Consider the following 13,911-nt stretch of genomic DNA (forward strand, 5'->3'; position numbering starts at 1 on the left):
GAGGCTCAGAGAGCCGCTTTCGCCTTTTCGACGAGAGCGGCGAAAGCCTGAGGCTCGCGCACGGCGAGATCGGCCAGAACCTTGCGGTCGATCTCGATACCGGCCTTGCCGAGCCCGTTGATAAATCGGCCATAGGTGAGGCCGAGTTCGCGGGTCGCCGCATTGATGCGCTGGATCCACAGAGCGCGGAAATTGCGCTTCTTGTTGCGCCGGTCGCGATACTGATACTGCTGCGCCTTCTCTACCGCCTGGACGGCGACGCGGAAGATGTTCTTGCGGCGGCTGAAATAGCCGGACGCGCTCTTGATGACTTTCTTGTGGGCGGCTCTGGCCGTCACACCACGCTTTACGCGGGACATGTCTTAAACTCCTTGCAGCGGCTTAGCGGGCATAAGGCATATGAATCTTGACCAGGCGCTCATCGCCCTCGGCCAGAATCATGGAGCCCCGCTGATTGCGGATCTGCTTGTTGGTGCGCTTGATCATGCCGTGGCGCTTGCCAGCCTGACCGGCCTTGATGCGACCGGTCGCCGTGACCTTGAATCGCTTCTTGGCCGACGATTTCGTCTTCATTTTGGGCATTTCGCTATCCTTTCGGTGCACAATAAAAGACCGCCCTGGCATGCCCTTTACAGGCCAGGCGGTTTGAACGGGCCGGGTTATGGCGGAAGCCCGGGGAAAATGCAAGTGGGCCCGCCCAACCTGACGTAACAGGAAATAGAGGGGTCCCCAACGTAAGGTTCATTTTTGCGCTTAACAGCGCCGGGCCAGATGGCTAGAAGCCTGCCCGGGAACATACAGTGGCGATGCAATACAGGAGAGAGATCGACGGTCTCAGGGCCGTGGCCGTTTCGTCGGTCATCCTGTTCCATGCGGGTTTCGGACCCGTTACCGGCGGCTTTGTCGGTGTCGATGTCTTCTTCGTCATCAGCGGCTTCTTGATCACCTCTCTGATCATATCGGAGAAGGAAGCCGGCAGTTTCTCGATCACGGAGTTCTATGAGCGCCGGGCGCGGCGCATCCTGCCCGCCCTCTTCTTTGTCGTGGCGATATGTATCCCCTTCGCCTACTGGTGGCTGACGCCGCTGGATCTGGTGGCGTTCTCGCGCAGCGTGACCGCCGTATCGTGGTTCACCTCGAACCTTCATTTTCTCGGTGAAAAGGGATATTTCGATCCCGTCGCAGAGCTGAAGCCGTTGCTCCACACCTGGAGCCTCGCGGTCGAGGAGCAGTTCTATCTGTTCTACCCGCCACTGCTCATGCTGGCTTGGTATTTCTCACGGCGGTGGCTGATCTGGATCGTCGCGGCGGCGGCGCTGGCGAGCCTCGGTTTTGCCCAATGGGCCACGGTCCACGAGCCGGAACTCGCCTTCTTCGTCCTTCCGACACGGGCCTGGGAGCTTCTGGTCGGAGCGATCCTGGCGATCTATCTCGCCGGACACGAAGCGTCCCCGGCGGCGATGCGGCACGCTCAGATCATGAGCAGCCTGGGTATCGTACTTGTTCTCTTTGCGATCCTGACCTTCGATGGGAACACGCCGACTCCAGGCCTGCATTTTATGGCGCCGACGCTGGGGACGGCCCTGATTATCGCTTTTGCCCGGCCGGGAACCATCGCCAGCGCGATCCTGGGCAGCAAGCCTTTCGTCTGGATAGGTTTGATCAGCTACAGCGCCTATCTGTGGCATTGGCCGCTGTTCGCTTTCGCGCGCTACCGCGGTCAGTCCGAACCGTCGGCCGCCTTGGCTGTCGGCCTCATCGCCGCGACATTCATATTGGCTTATATAAGCTGGCGATTTGTCGAGAAGCCGTTCCGGAACCGGCAGCTGTTCAGCCGGACGCAGATCTTCAAGTTTGCCGGCGCGGGTGCCGCGATCACATTGGCGGTCGGATTGCTGGGCAGCGCCAATGGGGGATTTCCACAGCGACTGCCGCCCATAATGGCCGCCAATCAAGAAGATGGGCACTCCATCTGTCGGCCGAGAAGCCGTCTACCGGAAAATCCCGATATCAGAATATGCGAGTTCGGCGACGAAACTGCCACCCGAGCATATATCGTCTATGGCGATTCACATTCGCGCTCGCTCACCCGGGAGATGGACAAGCGCCTTAAAGATCAGAACATCAGGGGCATACTCTTCGACGTTGACGAACGCTGCGAGATCATCCCGCAATTCTTCCAGAAGGAAGGACTGAGCCGGCGAGCCCATTGTCAGAAGCTGTTCCAGGATCTTCTGACCTATTTCAAGAAGAGGAACGCCATCCATATCGTCATCGCCATGCGGTGGACCATTCGCATGTATCCGACGCAGGGCGAGGTCGAGAATCTGGCCTTCACCAATAGCGACGGGGCGACGGATCGGCTGACCTACCGGGAGTATTTCACGCTCTCGCCCGATGGAAAAATGAGCATTGCCGCCGGCGACAAGCGCGAGGCGCTCAGGCAGTTCATCGAAGGAATGCTGTCGCTTGGCGTCAAGGTTCATGTCGTCTATCCGATTCCCGAAATCGGCTGGGACGCCACCCGCATGAATCTGTGGCACTATTTGAGCACGGGCAAAGTCCTCGATCAGCTGTCCGTCGACATGCGGGACTATGACGAGCGGAACAAGTTCGTGTCGTCCATTCTGTCGGAATTCGAATCCCGACCCAATTTCGTGCCCATCAAGCCGCGCGCATATTTCTGCGACACCTTCGTCAAAGGCCGCTGCGCCGTACAATTTGCCGGCGTGCCCTACTATGTCGACGACAATCATTTGTCGACCATTGGATCCAAATTTCTGGTAGATGCTATCTTTGCCGATCAGGATTAGCTGCAGGCGAAAACTCAATGTCCAAGCTGCGCTTCACCACCGCCCTTATCATCGGCTCGGGCTCGGGTCTCAGCGCCTCCCTGGCGCGGCTTCTCGCCGAGCAGGGCTTGCGGATCGGCCTTGCCGCCCGCAACCCGCAGAAGCTGGCGAGCCTCGCCGCCGAGACCAGGGCCAGGACCTTTGCCTGCGACGCCGCCGATCCGGCGCAGGTCGAACAGCTGTTCGCCGAGGCCGACAAGGCGATCGGCGAGCCCGATGTGGTCATCTACAATGCTTCCGGCCGTTTGCGCGGCCCGCTGGTCGAGCTCAGCCCGGCTGATGTGGCGCAGGCCATCCAGGTCTCGGCCTATGGCGGATTCCTCGCCGGCCAGCAGGCCGCCAAGCGCATGCTGAAGCGCGGCTTCGGCGCCATCCTGTTCACCGGCGCCAGCGCCAGCGTGAAGGGCTATCCGCTCTCCGCTCCCTTCGCCATGGGCAAGTTCGCGCTTCGTGGCCTCGCCCAGAGCATGGCGCGCGAATTGGCGCCGCAAGGGATCCATGTCGCCCATTTCGTCATCGACGGCGCCATCCGCAATCCCGGCCGCAGCGAGCCCGCGGACAAGCCCGACAGCATGCTCGATCCCGATGCGATCGCGCGCAGCTATCTCGACATATTGCTGCAGCCACGAAGCGCCTGGACCTGGGAGATCGAGCTCAGGCCGTGGGTGGAGAAGTTCTGAAACAGATCCGCCTCCGCACATTCCTTCCACTCGGCCAGACCACCCGACCCCCATCCGGCGCGCTTCGCGCGCCACCTTCCCCGCAAGGGGGAAGGATAGCTGAATGATGTCATCGGGGCGGAGTCACTCCGCCGGCTTGGTCTTCCAGCCGGATATCCACACATCCCTGAGCGCATCGCCTTCGTTGCGGAAATGCAGTCCGGTTCGCGTGCAGTTCCGAGTCCGGTCGAGGCGGAAATTGCGGATGGCCTGGCGCAATTCGCACCAGGCGACGATCATCGCGGCATCGAGATAATAGATGAGCGCCAGGGGGCGGATCACCCGCTCGGTGAGCTGGCCCTGCTCGTCTTGATAGGACAAAGCGAGCTTCTCCTCCTCGCGGATGGCGCGGCGGATCAGCGTGAAATCGACATTCGCGGGCTGGGGCGCGATCGGCCCCCAGGCATGCAGCGCACGCGCCGATACGACCTGGCGCAAGGGCTGGGGCACCGCGGCGGCGATCTTCTGCGTCACTTTCCTGGCCGCCGCCGTCAGTTCCTTGTCGCCGGTGCGCTCGATGAGGGCGAGCCCGAGGACGACCGCCTCGGTCTCCTCGATGGTGAACATCAAGGGCGGCAGGTCGAAGCCGGGACGGATGATATAGCCGATGCCACGCTCGCCATCGATCGGCACCCGCGTCGCCTGCAGCGCCGCGATGTCGCGATAGATCGAGCGCACCGTGACCTCGAGCCGCTCGGCGATCGCCGCGGCCGTGACCGGGCGCTTCGCCACCCGCAGGATCTGGATGATCTCAAAGAGCCTCGATGCCTTCCGCATGATCCTTCATCGCAACTGACACAGCCCTGGCCATTGGCCAGCCTTATAGCCCGCTAGTGTCCCGAATCCGAAGTTCGCCACAGCCAGCGGGACCTTCCGAGCGAACTTCGGATTCGGAAGGACACTAGAAAACCTAATGATTCTAGTGTGCTTTTGAACACGAAGTTCCTGTCGGTGCCAACCGTCTGATATCAGGAACTTCGCGTTCAGCACACTAGGATCAGATGAGAAACGGCGGACGCCATGACCTATCCCGAAGCCCTATGGATTTTCTTCATCCTGCTTGCCGGCATCATCATCGTGCCGGGCATGGACATGATCTATGTGATGGCCAATGCGCTGGCGGGCGGCCGCAAAGCCAGCCTCACCGCCACCTTCGGCATCATGACGGGCGGCGCCTTCCATACCGCCTTCGGCGTCTTCGCCGTCGTTGGCATGAGCCAACTGGTGCCGCAGCTCTATATGCCCATGCTGATCGCCGGCGCCCTCTACATGATCTGGATCGGCGTGACGCTGGCGCGCAGCACGATCGTGATGGGGAAAGTGGCGGAGGAGAGCCGGCGGTCGTCGCTCGCCATCTTCACGCAGGCCGTCCTCACCTGCATCCTCAATCCCAAGGCCTGGATCTTCGTACTTGCCGTCTATCCGCAGTTCATCCGGCCGGCCTTCGGCCCGCTGTGGTCGCAGGCCCTGGTGATCGGCATCATGGTGGCGGCGATGCAATTCGCGGTCTATGGCGGGCTGGGCCTGCTCGCCGCCGCGGGCCGCAATGCCATGACCGGCAATCCCGGATTCACCATCTGGTCGGGCCGCATCGCCGGATTGCTGCTGATCGCCGCCGCGCTTTTCACTCTGTGGCGCGGCCTGGAGCTGTGACCGTCACGCCTCATTGCCGCGCAACGGCGCCCGCCTGGGCCGCTCGCGGATGGCGATGGTCACGCCCGCCACGATGACGAGGCCGACGCCGGCGAGCGTCGAATAGCCGGGTAGCTGCGCGAAGAACAGGAAGCCCCACAAGATGGCCCAGGGCAGGGCGGTATATTCGAAGATGGCGGCGAGATTGGCTTCCGCCATGCGATAGCCCTGGCTCAGGCAATAATTGCCGATGGTCGCCGCCACGCCGCAGCCCAGCATGAGCAGGAAGTCCTGGGTTGTCGGCCAGCTCCAGGCCCGCAGCAGGAAGGTGAGGCTCGGATGGCTCCATTCGGAGAAGGCGCCGTTGCCGATGAGGAGGCCGGCGAGTCCGGACAGCAGGAAGAAGGTGAGATTGATATAAACCGCCATGGTCGAGGCCGATTCGGTGGCGCCGATATAGCGGCCATGCAACTGCGCCAGCGCGTAGAAGAGCGCCGAGAGGGCGGGCAGCAGCACCGCCCATTCCAGCATGCCGAGCCCGTCCTTCATGACGATGAGGACGCCGACAAAACCGAGCAGCACGGCGAACCAGCGGACCCGGCCTACCTTCTCGCCGAGCAAGGGCCCGGCAAGCGCGGTGATGAAGAGCGGCGCCGCGAAAGAGATCGCCACCGCCATGGCGAGGGGGAGGGCGGCGATGCCGAGATAATAGGTCGTATAGGCGAGGAACAGGACGGAGCCGCGCAGCAGATGCGCGCCGATCCGCGGCGTCTTGAGCCGGCCGAGGCCCGTCTCGAAATGGGCGATGACGAGCGTGAAGGGCAGTGCCAGGAAGCTGCGGACGAAGACGATCTCATGCGCCGGATAGGTCGCGGAGATTCCCTTGATGATGAGGTCCTGGAAGGTGAAGGCGACCACCCCGATGCACATGCAGGCCACGCCGATCAGCTGGCGGCGGCGCGCTTCCTGGTCATCGATCATCGGGCGATGGGACTCCGAAAATGAAGACCGCCCCATCGTGACGATAGAGCGGTCCATGTCTCGTAGAGCAAATCCCGCCAAAGTTGAAGACTTTGGCGATAAGGATTTGCTCCTGGTACTGATTTAGCGCAGATCCTTTTCGGCGAAGTAATTACTTCGCCGGGATGCGCGCGCGATAACAGAGCGCCTATTTCGGCGCCAGCACCATGACGATCTGGCGGCCCTCGAAACGCGGCTCGGACTCAACCTTGGCGATTTCGACCGTGTCGCCCTTCACCCGGTCGAGCAATTGCCGTCCGAGCTCCTGATGCGCCATTTCGCGGCCGCGGAAGCGCAATGTGACCTTGACCTTGTCGCCTTCCTCGAAGAAGCGTTTCACCGCTTTCATCTTCACGTCATAGTCATGGTCGTCGATCATCGGGCGCATCTTGATCTCCTTGATCTCGATGACCTTCTGCTTCTTGCGGGCCTCGTTGGCCTTTTTCTGTTCCTGATATTTGAACTTGCCGTAATCGAGGATCTTGGCGACCGGCGGCTTCGCATCGGGCGAAACCTCGACCAGGTCGAGGCCGGCCTCTTCGGCCATCATGAGCGCCTGGCGGATGGGAACGACGCCGTGGTTCTCACCCTGGGCGTCGATGAGGCGGACTTCACGGGCATCGATACGGTTGTTGATCTTGTGGCCCTCTTCTTTGTTCGGCTGGGGCTGCGCCGAGCGGCTGTTGGCTGGCCTGCGGGGTGGTATGCTCAAGTGGTCGTCGTCTCCTGAAAGGCGCTGGGATATGGCAAGAACCCCGAAGCGCGTTGCGAACCCTGTATAGACCGTGAAGATGGGTCGCAAGTCAAGGAGAGAGAAGCCTGATGCCACAATTCGAAATGATGGAAACCCGTCCGGCAATTCGTATCGCCGTCGACCGCCGCGAGCCCCGCGACGCCGACCGGAAAAGACCGGGATTCCTGTGGCTTGGCGGGTTCAAGTCCGACATGACCGGCACCAAGGCCGAACGGCTTCGGGAACTTTCGGAGAGGGATGATCGGTTGTTCATCCGGTTCGACTATTCGGGCCACGGCGCTTCCGAGGGCCGCTTCGAGGACGGCAACCTGTCCCTGTGGCTCGCCGAGGCGCGGCTCGCCTTGAGCCTTGCAGGCGATCGTCCGATGATCCTCATCGGCTCCAGCATGGGCGGCTTCCTGGCCCTGCTGCTGGCGCGCGAGGGGGCGGGCCATGTCGCCGGGCTGGTCCTGGTTGCGCCCGCCGCCGACATGACCCTCCACATCGAGGCCGAGATCGCGGCGAGGCCCGAGGCGCTGGCCGCGCTGGAACGCGACGGCATCTGGCAGAGGCCCAGCCGCTACGGCGATCCCTATCCGATCACGCGCAACCTCATCGCGGACGGGCGCCGGCACTGCGTCCTGGAGGAGGGGCTCGATCTTTCCTGTCCTTTGCGCATACTGCATGGCGACCAGGATCCCGACGTGCCCTGGCAGCTCGGCCTCAGGACCTTTCAGGCGGTCCGCGCCGCCGACGCGCAGTTCACCTTGATCAAGGATGGCGATCACCGCCTGTCGCGCGATCAGGATATCCTGGCCATCCACCGCGCCGCCGAGGAGCTGGCAAGCGCATATAGGTGGCGTAGCCAACTCACTGATGCCCCCAAACCTTGATGGCCGAAAGGATTAAAATCAGGGCGAGGACAGGGAGCAGGACCGCATCAGGGACTAACCCTAACAGCTTACCGCCTATGATTGCCCCGACCACTGACCCGGCCGCCATTGTCAATGCGAAGCGCCAGTGCTCGCGAATGACAACAAAGCTTCGGTCACCGCTATAACGCGCAAAACCCACAAGCATGGTCGGGAGGCTCACGGCAAGGGACAGGCTTCCGGCGAGCTTTATGTCGGCGCCGAACAGGAGCATCAGGGTTGGAATAAGCAGTTCACCGCCAGCGACGCCCATGAGCGAGGCGACGACACCAATCGCAAAGCCTGCAAGGGCGCCCGCGATCATCTGGGCCGTGCCGTTGAGCAATGACTGTCCGCCGTCCAGAGCATGGCCCCATAGGAGAACGGCAGCCATCACGACAAGCAGCACGGCAATGGTGCGATATAGGGTCTGTGACGTAAGCTTGGTTGCCCAACTGGCCCCGACCCATGCTCCCAGAAGGCTACCCGCCAGCAAATTGACGATGATGGACCAATGGGAGGCGATTGTGTCAAAGGGCACAGTCGCCGCCCTGAATGGCAAGGCGGTCGCCACGACAACCAGGCTCATGGCTTTGTTGAGAATGACGGCTTCAAGAGCGGGAAACCGAAACAGGCTTATCAGGATGGGAAGGCGAAACTCCGCGCCACCCAGTCCGATCAATCCGCCGAGCGTGCCAACTGCCGTCCCAGAGCCGAACGCAGCGATTTTAGATTTCATGTTTTCGGACAGCGCTTCTCTGGCGCCAGTCGTTTGAATGCGTCATCGAATGCCCGCCCAGATTCGTCAGCCTCAATGCGCCGAGCAGCTTGCTTGAACCGCTCTTCATACTCAAGAGACTACGAGGGCAGGGTCGCCAGCAGCGCCGTCAGTCCCTCGCGATAGGTCGGAAAGAGCAGCCGGTAGCCGAGCTCCTGCTTGATGCGCTTGTTGGAGACCCGCTTCGATTCGGCATAGAAGCTCTTCGCCATCGGCGAGAGAGCGGCGGCGTCGAAGGCGATCTCGGGCGGCGGCGGCCGGTCGAGGAGCTCGGCCGCGAAGGCGACGACCTCTTGCGGCGGGCACGGCTCATCGTCGCAGACATTGTAGGCGCGTTCCGGATCGGGCCTGGCGATCGAGGCCTCGAGCACGCCGGCAATGTCCTCGACATGAATGCGGCTGAAGATCTGGCCTTGCTTCACGATACGCTTCGCCGTGCCGTCGAGGATCGAGACGAGCTGATTGCGCCCCGGACCATAGATGCCGGCCAGACGGAAGATGTGAAGCGGCAGGCCGAGCTCATGCCACTGCGTCTCGGCGGCGAGGCGGCGCTGGCCGCGCTCGGTGGTGGGGGTGAGCGGTGACGTCTCGTCCACCCAGTCGCCATGGCGGTCACCATAGACGCCGGTGGTCGAGAGATAGCCGGCCCATTGGAATTGCCGCGCGCGCTGGCGGAGATCGTCGGCATGACGGCTCAGCACGGGATCGCCTTGCGGTCCGGGCGGTACCGAGATCAATAGGTGAGTGACACCGTCGAAGGCAGATTGAGGAAGCGCGGTGCTGCCGTCGAAGGCCAGCGTCCCGTTTTCGCCTGAACGGCTGGTGCCGGTGACCGTCCAGCCTTTGGCGGTGAGCCGGCGCGCCAGGGCCTGGCCCGTGAATCCTAAACCGAAACAGAAGAGATGGGGCATGTCAGGCCTTCTGCCATTCGGCCGCGACCGCGTCATCCGTTTCCTGCTGCGCATGTTTGTCACGCAGGTGTGAGAAATCCCCCTCGGGCAGCAGCCGAGACAGCGCCCACACCGCCATCGCGCGGACCAGAGCGGAGGTGTCGCCGAGCAGGCGCTCGGCTTCCGGCGCCAGCCCGGCGTCGCCCGAATTGCCGATGGCGATCAGCACATTGCGGATGAAGCGGTCGCGGCCGCTGCGCTTGACGGGCGAAGCGGTGAACAGCGCGCGGAAGGCCTGATCGTCGAGGCGGGCGAGATCGGCGAGCCGGGGGGCGATGAGGTCGCCACGCGCCTTGAGCTTCGCCTCCCGGGCAATGCCGGCGAACTTGTTCCACGGACACACCGCGAGGCAGTCGTCGCAGCCAAAGATGCGGTTGCCGATGGCGGCGCGCAATTCGCGGTCGATATGGCCCTTATGCTCGATGGTAAGATAGGAGATACAGCGGCGCGCATCGAGCTGATAGGGCGCTGGGAACGCATGTGTCGGGCAGATATCGAGGCAGGCCCGGCACGAGCCGCAGTGATCGCTCTCCGCTTCGTCACGCTTGAGTTCGGCGGCGCTCAGTATCGCGCCGAGGAAAAACCACGAGCCCAGTTGCCGGGAGACGAGATTGGTGTGCCTGCCTTGCCAGCCGAGACCGGCGGCTTCCGCCAGCGGCTTCTCCATGAGAGGGGCGGTGTCGACGAAGACCTTGACGTCCTGTTGCGTCTCACGCGCCAGCCACTGCGCCACATGCTTGAGCTTGCCCTTGATGACGTCGTGATAGTCGCGCCCCAGCGCATAGACCGATATGACGCCGGTATCCTTGTGCGCGAGCCGGCTCATGGGATCGATCTCGGGACCGTAACTCATGGCGAGCAGGATGACCGAGCGCGCCTCGGGCCAGAGCACATGCGGGTCGGCGCGCCGGTCCGCCGTCTCCTTGAGCCAGCCCATGTCGCCCTCGCGGCCGAGGTCCAGGAATTCCCCGAGCCTCCCTCCCGCTTGCGGCGCCGCGGCGGGATCGGCGATGCGCAGTTCGGCGAAGCCTTCGTCCTTGGCCCTTTCCCTCAGTCTGTCCTCGAGCGATGTCATCCCGCTATTCTATCTCTTTTCCGTCAGCGGGGCGAAAAGCCGGAAATTGAGAAAATCGGATACAGCTCGCCGGCTCTTCAGAAATCGAGATCCGTATAGGATTTGGACGCCGGCATGCCGCGCACGCTGTCGGCGAGGAGCGGTCGGAAGGAGGGCCTCGATTTGAGGCGCTGAAACCACGCCTTGGCGGACGGAAAATCAGCCCACGGAACATCGCCGATATAGTCGATCGCCGAGAAATGTGCCGCGCCGGCGAGATCGGCGAGCGAGAGATGATCACCCGCCAGCCAGTTGCGGCCGTCGGCCAGACGGCCGACATAATCGAGATGGGCCTTCAGCAGGTCGAGACCCTTGCGCACCCGCGTCATCTCGGGCGAGCCGCCGCCCTGTTCGCGCGGCATGAAGCGGCGCACCACTTTCTCGGTCAGCACCGGCTCGGCGACCTCGGCGTAGAATTTCGTGTCGAACCAGCCGGTGAGGCGGCGCACTTCGGCGCGCGCCGCGGCATTGCCGGGTATGAGGGAGGTGGCGCCGTTGCGTGTCTCCTCCAGATATTCGCTCAACGCCTCGACGCCGCTTACCGCCGAGCCGTCGTCTTCAACCAGAACCGGAAGCGTGCCCGCCGCATTGAAGCGGAACAGGTCCGCGGATGGCGCCCAGGGCTGCTCGTCGCGCAATTCGGCCGGGCTGCCATATTCGTTAAGGGCGAGCCGCATGCGGCGGGAATAGGGATCGAGCGTGAAATGATGGAGACGGGGCATCAGCATCCTTGTAACTTGCGAAACTCGCGCTGGAAAATGATCAGCTTGTGATCCGGGCGGAATTCCATCTTAAATCGTCGTAATACAGCGGCGAAATACCGCGCCGCCATTGCCGGGCCGTCATGTCGCATATAGAACCCCGAGAAGCGGGCGGCAAGCGATTCCCCGGGAACATGGTCTCAACATGCCCATCGAACAAATTTTGATTCTGGCCCTGATCCAGGGCATTACCGAATTCCTGCCGATCTCCTCCTCGGGCCATCTGCTACTCGTGCCTTTGCTGACCGGCTGGCCCGATCAGGGACTCATGACCGACGTCATGGTGCATATGGGATCGTTCCTCGCCGTCGTTGTCTATTTCTGGCGTGACATCCTCAAGCTCATCGGCGGCGCCATCGACCTCCTGCGCGGCCGCATGACGGTATGGGGCAAGCTGGCGCTGTTCATCATCGCCGCCACCATACCGGCGGTCATTCTCGGGCCCATTCTCGATAAGATCGGTTTCATGGATGCGGCCCGCAGCATGCCGCAGCTCGTCGCCTGGAACGCCATCATCTTCGGCATATTGCTCTATCTGTGCGACCGCTACGGCCTGTGGGTGAAGCGCATGGAGAACATGACGTTCGGCCAAGCGATGATCATCGGCGTCGCCCAGGCCATTGCCATCATTCCCGGCACCAGCCGCTCCGGCATCACCATGACGGCGGGCCGCGCCTTGGGCTTCGAGCGACCCGAGGCGGCACGTTTCTCCTTTCTCCTCGGCATTCCGGCGATCGCCGGCGCCGGCGTTCTCAAGCTTGGCACCGCGATCAGCGAAGGCCATCCGATTTCCGGCGACCAGCTGCTCACCGCCGCCTTCACCTTCATCGTGGCGCTCGCCACCATCGCGGTGCTGATGAAGCTGGTCAAGGTCACGAGCTTCCTGCCCTTCGCGATCTATCGCGTGGCGCTCGGCGTCATACTCCTGGCGCTCATCTATTCCGGCTACAGCTTCGGCACGGTGCATTAGAGCCTTTCCCGTTTTGATCGGATCAGTGGATTCGATCAAAACGGGACAAAAAGGCTCGATGACATATATCTGGAGCGCTTCCTTGTCGCGAAAGTCGAGCAACTTTCGCGGGAAGCGCTCTAGCATCCCGGCGAAGTGAAATCGCTTCGCCGAAACGTGCCTGCGCGGGAACCTTAATTGAGGTCGACGATCTCTTTCGGCTTGCCCGTCGGGCCGGAGAATTCGCCGGCCTTACGGTAGCGATAGAGATAGGACGGCACGATGGCCTCGATGCCGCGCGGCGTGATGCCGAGCCCCTGCAAGGTGCGGCCCTCCTCGATGGCTTCGGGGCTCACCACATTGTCGTGTTTGAGCAGCTCGACCTGGTCGCTGGTGAGGAGCGGCTTGGGCAGAAGGCCCATGATCATGCCCTGGACGCGCGCCACGGACCACGGCACGGGGACGAGCAGGCGCTTGCGGCCGATCGTCTCCAGGGTGAAATCGATGAGCGAGCGGAAACTTTGGACCTCCGGGCCACCCAGCTCATAGGTCTTACCCGAGGCGACGTTGGCGTCGATCAGCCGCGTCACCGCCCGGGCGATGTCGCCGACGAAGACCGGCTGGAATTTCGTCTCCCCGCCGCCGATCAGCGGTAAGGCCGGCGAGAAACGGGCCATGGCGGCGAATCGGTTGAAGAATTGGTCTTCCGGGCCGAAGACGATCGACGGCCGGAGCACGATCGCACCCTGGAAATTGGCGCGGGCGCGCGCTTCGCCTTCCGCCTTGGACTTGGCGTAGTCACTGGTCGAACCCGCATCGGCGCCGATCGCCGACATCTGGATGAACAGCTTCGCTTTCGCCGCCTTGGCCGCCCTCGCGGTTGCCTCTGCGCCAAAAACATGAATGGCATCAAAGCTTTGCGCCCCGGCACTGTAGAGCACGCCGGTCAGGTTGATGACCGCTTGCGCGCCTTCGCAGACCGCCGCCAGCGAATCCGGATAGCGCACATTGGCCTGCACCGGCATGATCTGGCCCGGCACACCCAGGGGCTGGACATGGCCCGCCAGATCGGGCCTGCGGCAGGCGACCCTGATGCGGTAACCCCGCTTGGCCAGGGCACGGGTGACATGCCGGCCGAGAAAACCGGAGCCGCCGATGAGGGTAATCAGTGTTTCGGAAGGAGCAAGCGTCACGCCGTCAAATCCATCATGTTGACAGGATTTGGGCCTTTTACCGGCGGGCCGCCGCCTTTGCAAAGCCCAAATCGCCCCTCACAAGGCAGTCAGTTGACACTGATGCAATGGATATCTATGAACGCCCGCAATGCCCAGATGGCGGAATTGGTAGACGCACTAGTTTCAGGTACTAGCGCTGAGAGGCGTGGAGGTTCGAGTCCTCTTCTGGGCACCAATTTTTCACTCCCCGAGCTTCGGCTCGGCGAGCCCTCGATCTGACCGAAGCATATGAAATTGGGCAGTCGCATTCCGGAGCG

15 protein-coding genes and 1 tRNA gene are annotated in these 13,911 nt (G+C 62.5%); 6 read left to right on the top strand and 10 right to left on the bottom strand.

From position 1 onward, the window contains the following. Positions 1-5: 5 nt before the first annotated feature. Together rplT and rpmI are read right to left on the bottom strand one after the other, a co-directional pair. A complete protein-coding gene (gene rplT / locus G5V57_RS13365) occupies positions 6-359 on the bottom strand; it encodes a 50S ribosomal protein L20 (RefSeq protein WP_165167979.1) in 354 nt (117 codons plus the stop codon). A 22-nt stretch (positions 360-381) separates the two neighbouring features. After that, positions 382-573, bottom strand: coding sequence for a 50S ribosomal protein L35 (gene rpmI, locus G5V57_RS13370; protein WP_371744781.1), 192 nt, complete (start codon positions 571-573; stop codon positions 382-384). A 233-nt stretch (positions 574-806) separates the two neighbouring features. Here rpmI and G5V57_RS13375 point away from each other — a divergent pair, with 233 nt between their 5' ends. Both G5V57_RS13375 and G5V57_RS13380 read left to right on the top strand, forming a co-directional pair. Then, a complete protein-coding gene (locus G5V57_RS13375; protein WP_165167981.1) occupies positions 807-2,813 on the top strand; it encodes an acyltransferase family protein in 2,007 nt (668 codons plus the stop codon). A 17-nt stretch (positions 2,814-2,830) separates the two neighbouring features. Beyond that, on the top strand, positions 2,831-3,532 hold the full coding sequence (locus G5V57_RS13380) for an SDR family NAD(P)-dependent oxidoreductase (protein ID WP_165167982.1): 702 nt from the start codon (positions 2,831-2,833) through the stop codon (positions 3,530-3,532). Between the two features lie 123 nt (positions 3,533-3,655). On the opposite strand, the gene G5V57_RS13385 is transcribed toward G5V57_RS13380, so the two are convergent. Further along, positions 3,656-4,348, bottom strand: coding sequence for a YafY family protein (locus G5V57_RS13385; protein WP_165167983.1), 693 nt, complete (start codon positions 4,346-4,348; stop codon positions 3,656-3,658). A gap of 243 nt (positions 4,349-4,591) precedes the next feature. Here G5V57_RS13385 and G5V57_RS13390 point away from each other — a divergent pair, with 243 nt between their 5' ends. Next, positions 4,592-5,224, top strand: coding sequence for a LysE family translocator (locus G5V57_RS13390; protein ID WP_165167984.1), 633 nt, complete (start codon positions 4,592-4,594; stop codon positions 5,222-5,224). A 3-nt stretch (positions 5,225-5,227) separates the two neighbouring features. Here G5V57_RS13390 and G5V57_RS13395 read toward each other — a convergent pair whose 3' ends face one another. Then, positions 5,228-6,184 (bottom strand): DMT family transporter, encoded by a 957-nt coding sequence (locus G5V57_RS13395; RefSeq protein WP_165167985.1) that lies wholly within the window; start codon positions 6,182-6,184, stop codon positions 5,228-5,230. Positions 6,185-6,371: 187 nt separating this feature from the next. Continuing rightward, a complete protein-coding gene (infC, locus tag G5V57_RS13400; protein WP_165174092.1) occupies positions 6,372-6,929 on the bottom strand; it encodes a translation initiation factor IF-3 in 558 nt (185 codons plus the stop codon). A gap of 116 nt (positions 6,930-7,045) precedes the next feature. Between infC and G5V57_RS13405 the strand changes: the two genes are divergently transcribed. Then, positions 7,046-7,849, top strand: a complete 804-nt coding sequence (locus G5V57_RS13405; protein ID WP_165167986.1) for a carboxylesterase — start codon at positions 7,046-7,048, stop codon at positions 7,847-7,849. On the opposite strand, the gene G5V57_RS13410 is transcribed toward G5V57_RS13405, so the two are convergent. The 4 genes from G5V57_RS13410 to G5V57_RS13425 all read right to left on the bottom strand — a co-directional run bounded on the left by G5V57_RS13410 (position 7,827) and on the right by G5V57_RS13425 (position 11,431). Continuing rightward, complete coding sequence (locus G5V57_RS13410) at positions 7,827-8,606, bottom strand: sulfite exporter TauE/SafE family protein (RefSeq protein WP_165167987.1); 780 nt, start codon at positions 8,604-8,606, stop codon at positions 7,827-7,829. The genes G5V57_RS13405 and G5V57_RS13410 overlap by 23 nt on opposite strands. A gap of 119 nt (positions 8,607-8,725) precedes the next feature. Beyond that, positions 8,726-9,556, bottom strand: coding sequence for an SDR family oxidoreductase (locus G5V57_RS13415; protein WP_165167988.1), 831 nt, complete (start codon positions 9,554-9,556; stop codon positions 8,726-8,728). A 1-nt stretch (position 9,557) separates the two neighbouring features. After that, a complete protein-coding gene (gene queG, locus G5V57_RS13420; RefSeq protein ID WP_165167989.1) occupies positions 9,558-10,670 on the bottom strand; it encodes a tRNA epoxyqueuosine(34) reductase QueG in 1,113 nt (370 codons plus the stop codon). 77 nt (positions 10,671-10,747) lie between these two features. Beyond that, a complete protein-coding gene (locus G5V57_RS13425) occupies positions 10,748-11,431 on the bottom strand; it encodes a glutathione S-transferase family protein (RefSeq protein WP_165167990.1) in 684 nt (227 codons plus the stop codon). 184 nt (positions 11,432-11,615) lie between these two features. Between G5V57_RS13425 and G5V57_RS13430 the strand changes: the two genes are divergently transcribed. After that, the gene (locus tag G5V57_RS13430; protein ID WP_165167991.1) at positions 11,616-12,440 is read left to right on the top strand and encodes an undecaprenyl-diphosphate phosphatase; all 825 of its coding nucleotides are present in this window, start codon (positions 11,616-11,618) and stop codon (positions 12,438-12,440) included. 173 nt (positions 12,441-12,613) lie between these two features. On the opposite strand, the gene G5V57_RS13435 is transcribed toward G5V57_RS13430, so the two are convergent. Beyond that, positions 12,614-13,612, bottom strand: coding sequence for a complex I NDUFA9 subunit family protein (locus G5V57_RS13435; RefSeq protein ID WP_165167992.1), 999 nt, complete (start codon positions 13,610-13,612; stop codon positions 12,614-12,616). A 132-nt stretch (positions 13,613-13,744) separates the two neighbouring features. Here G5V57_RS13435 and G5V57_RS13440 point away from each other — a divergent pair. Next, positions 13,745-13,829: transfer RNA gene (locus G5V57_RS13440), tRNA-Leu, on the top strand. Positions 13,830-13,911 lie beyond the last annotated feature (82 nt).

This window comes from Nordella sp. HKS 07 (assembly GCF_011046735.1).
Classification (GTDB): domain Bacteria; phylum Pseudomonadota; class Alphaproteobacteria; order Rhizobiales; family Aestuariivirgaceae; genus Taklimakanibacter.

Bases quoted from the DNA above. Each gene is read 5' to 3' on its own strand.
- G5V57_RS13410 (WP_165167987.1), bottom strand. From the start codon at position 8,606: ATGAAATCTAAAATCGCTGCGTTCGGCTCTGGGACGGCAGTTGGCACG.
- G5V57_RS13395 (WP_165167985.1), bottom strand. From the start codon at position 6,184: ATGATCGATGACCAGGAAGCGCGCCGCCGCCAGCTGATCGGCGTGGCC.
- G5V57_RS13385 (WP_165167983.1), bottom strand. From the start codon at position 4,348: ATGCGGAAGGCATCGAGGCTCTTTGAGATCATCCAGATCCTGCGGGTG.
- G5V57_RS13425 (WP_165167990.1), bottom strand. From the start codon at position 11,431: ATGCCCCGTCTCCATCATTTCACGCTCGATCCCTATTCCCGCCGCATG.
- queG (WP_165167989.1), bottom strand. From the start codon at position 10,670: ATGACATCGCTCGAGGACAGACTGAGGGAAAGGGCCAAGGACGAAGGC.
- G5V57_RS13415 (WP_165167988.1), bottom strand. From the start codon at position 9,556: ATGCCCCATCTCTTCTGTTTCGGTTTAGGATTCACGGGCCAGGCCCTG.
- G5V57_RS13390 (WP_165167984.1), top strand. From the start codon at position 4,592: ATGACCTATCCCGAAGCCCTATGGATTTTCTTCATCCTGCTTGCCGGC.
- G5V57_RS13430 (WP_165167991.1), top strand. From the start codon at position 11,616: ATGCCCATCGAACAAATTTTGATTCTGGCCCTGATCCAGGGCATTACC.
- G5V57_RS13405 (WP_165167986.1), top strand. From the start codon at position 7,046: ATGCCACAATTCGAAATGATGGAAACCCGTCCGGCAATTCGTATCGCC.
- rplT (WP_165167979.1), bottom strand. From the start codon at position 359: ATGTCCCGCGTAAAGCGTGGTGTGACGGCCAGAGCCGCCCACAAGAAA.
- G5V57_RS13375 (WP_165167981.1), top strand. From the start codon at position 807: ATGCAATACAGGAGAGAGATCGACGGTCTCAGGGCCGTGGCCGTTTCG.
- G5V57_RS13380 (WP_165167982.1), top strand. From the start codon at position 2,831: ATGTCCAAGCTGCGCTTCACCACCGCCCTTATCATCGGCTCGGGCTCG.
- rpmI (WP_371744781.1), bottom strand. From the start codon at position 573: ATGAAGACGAAATCGTCGGCCAAGAAGCGATTCAAGGTCACGGCGACC.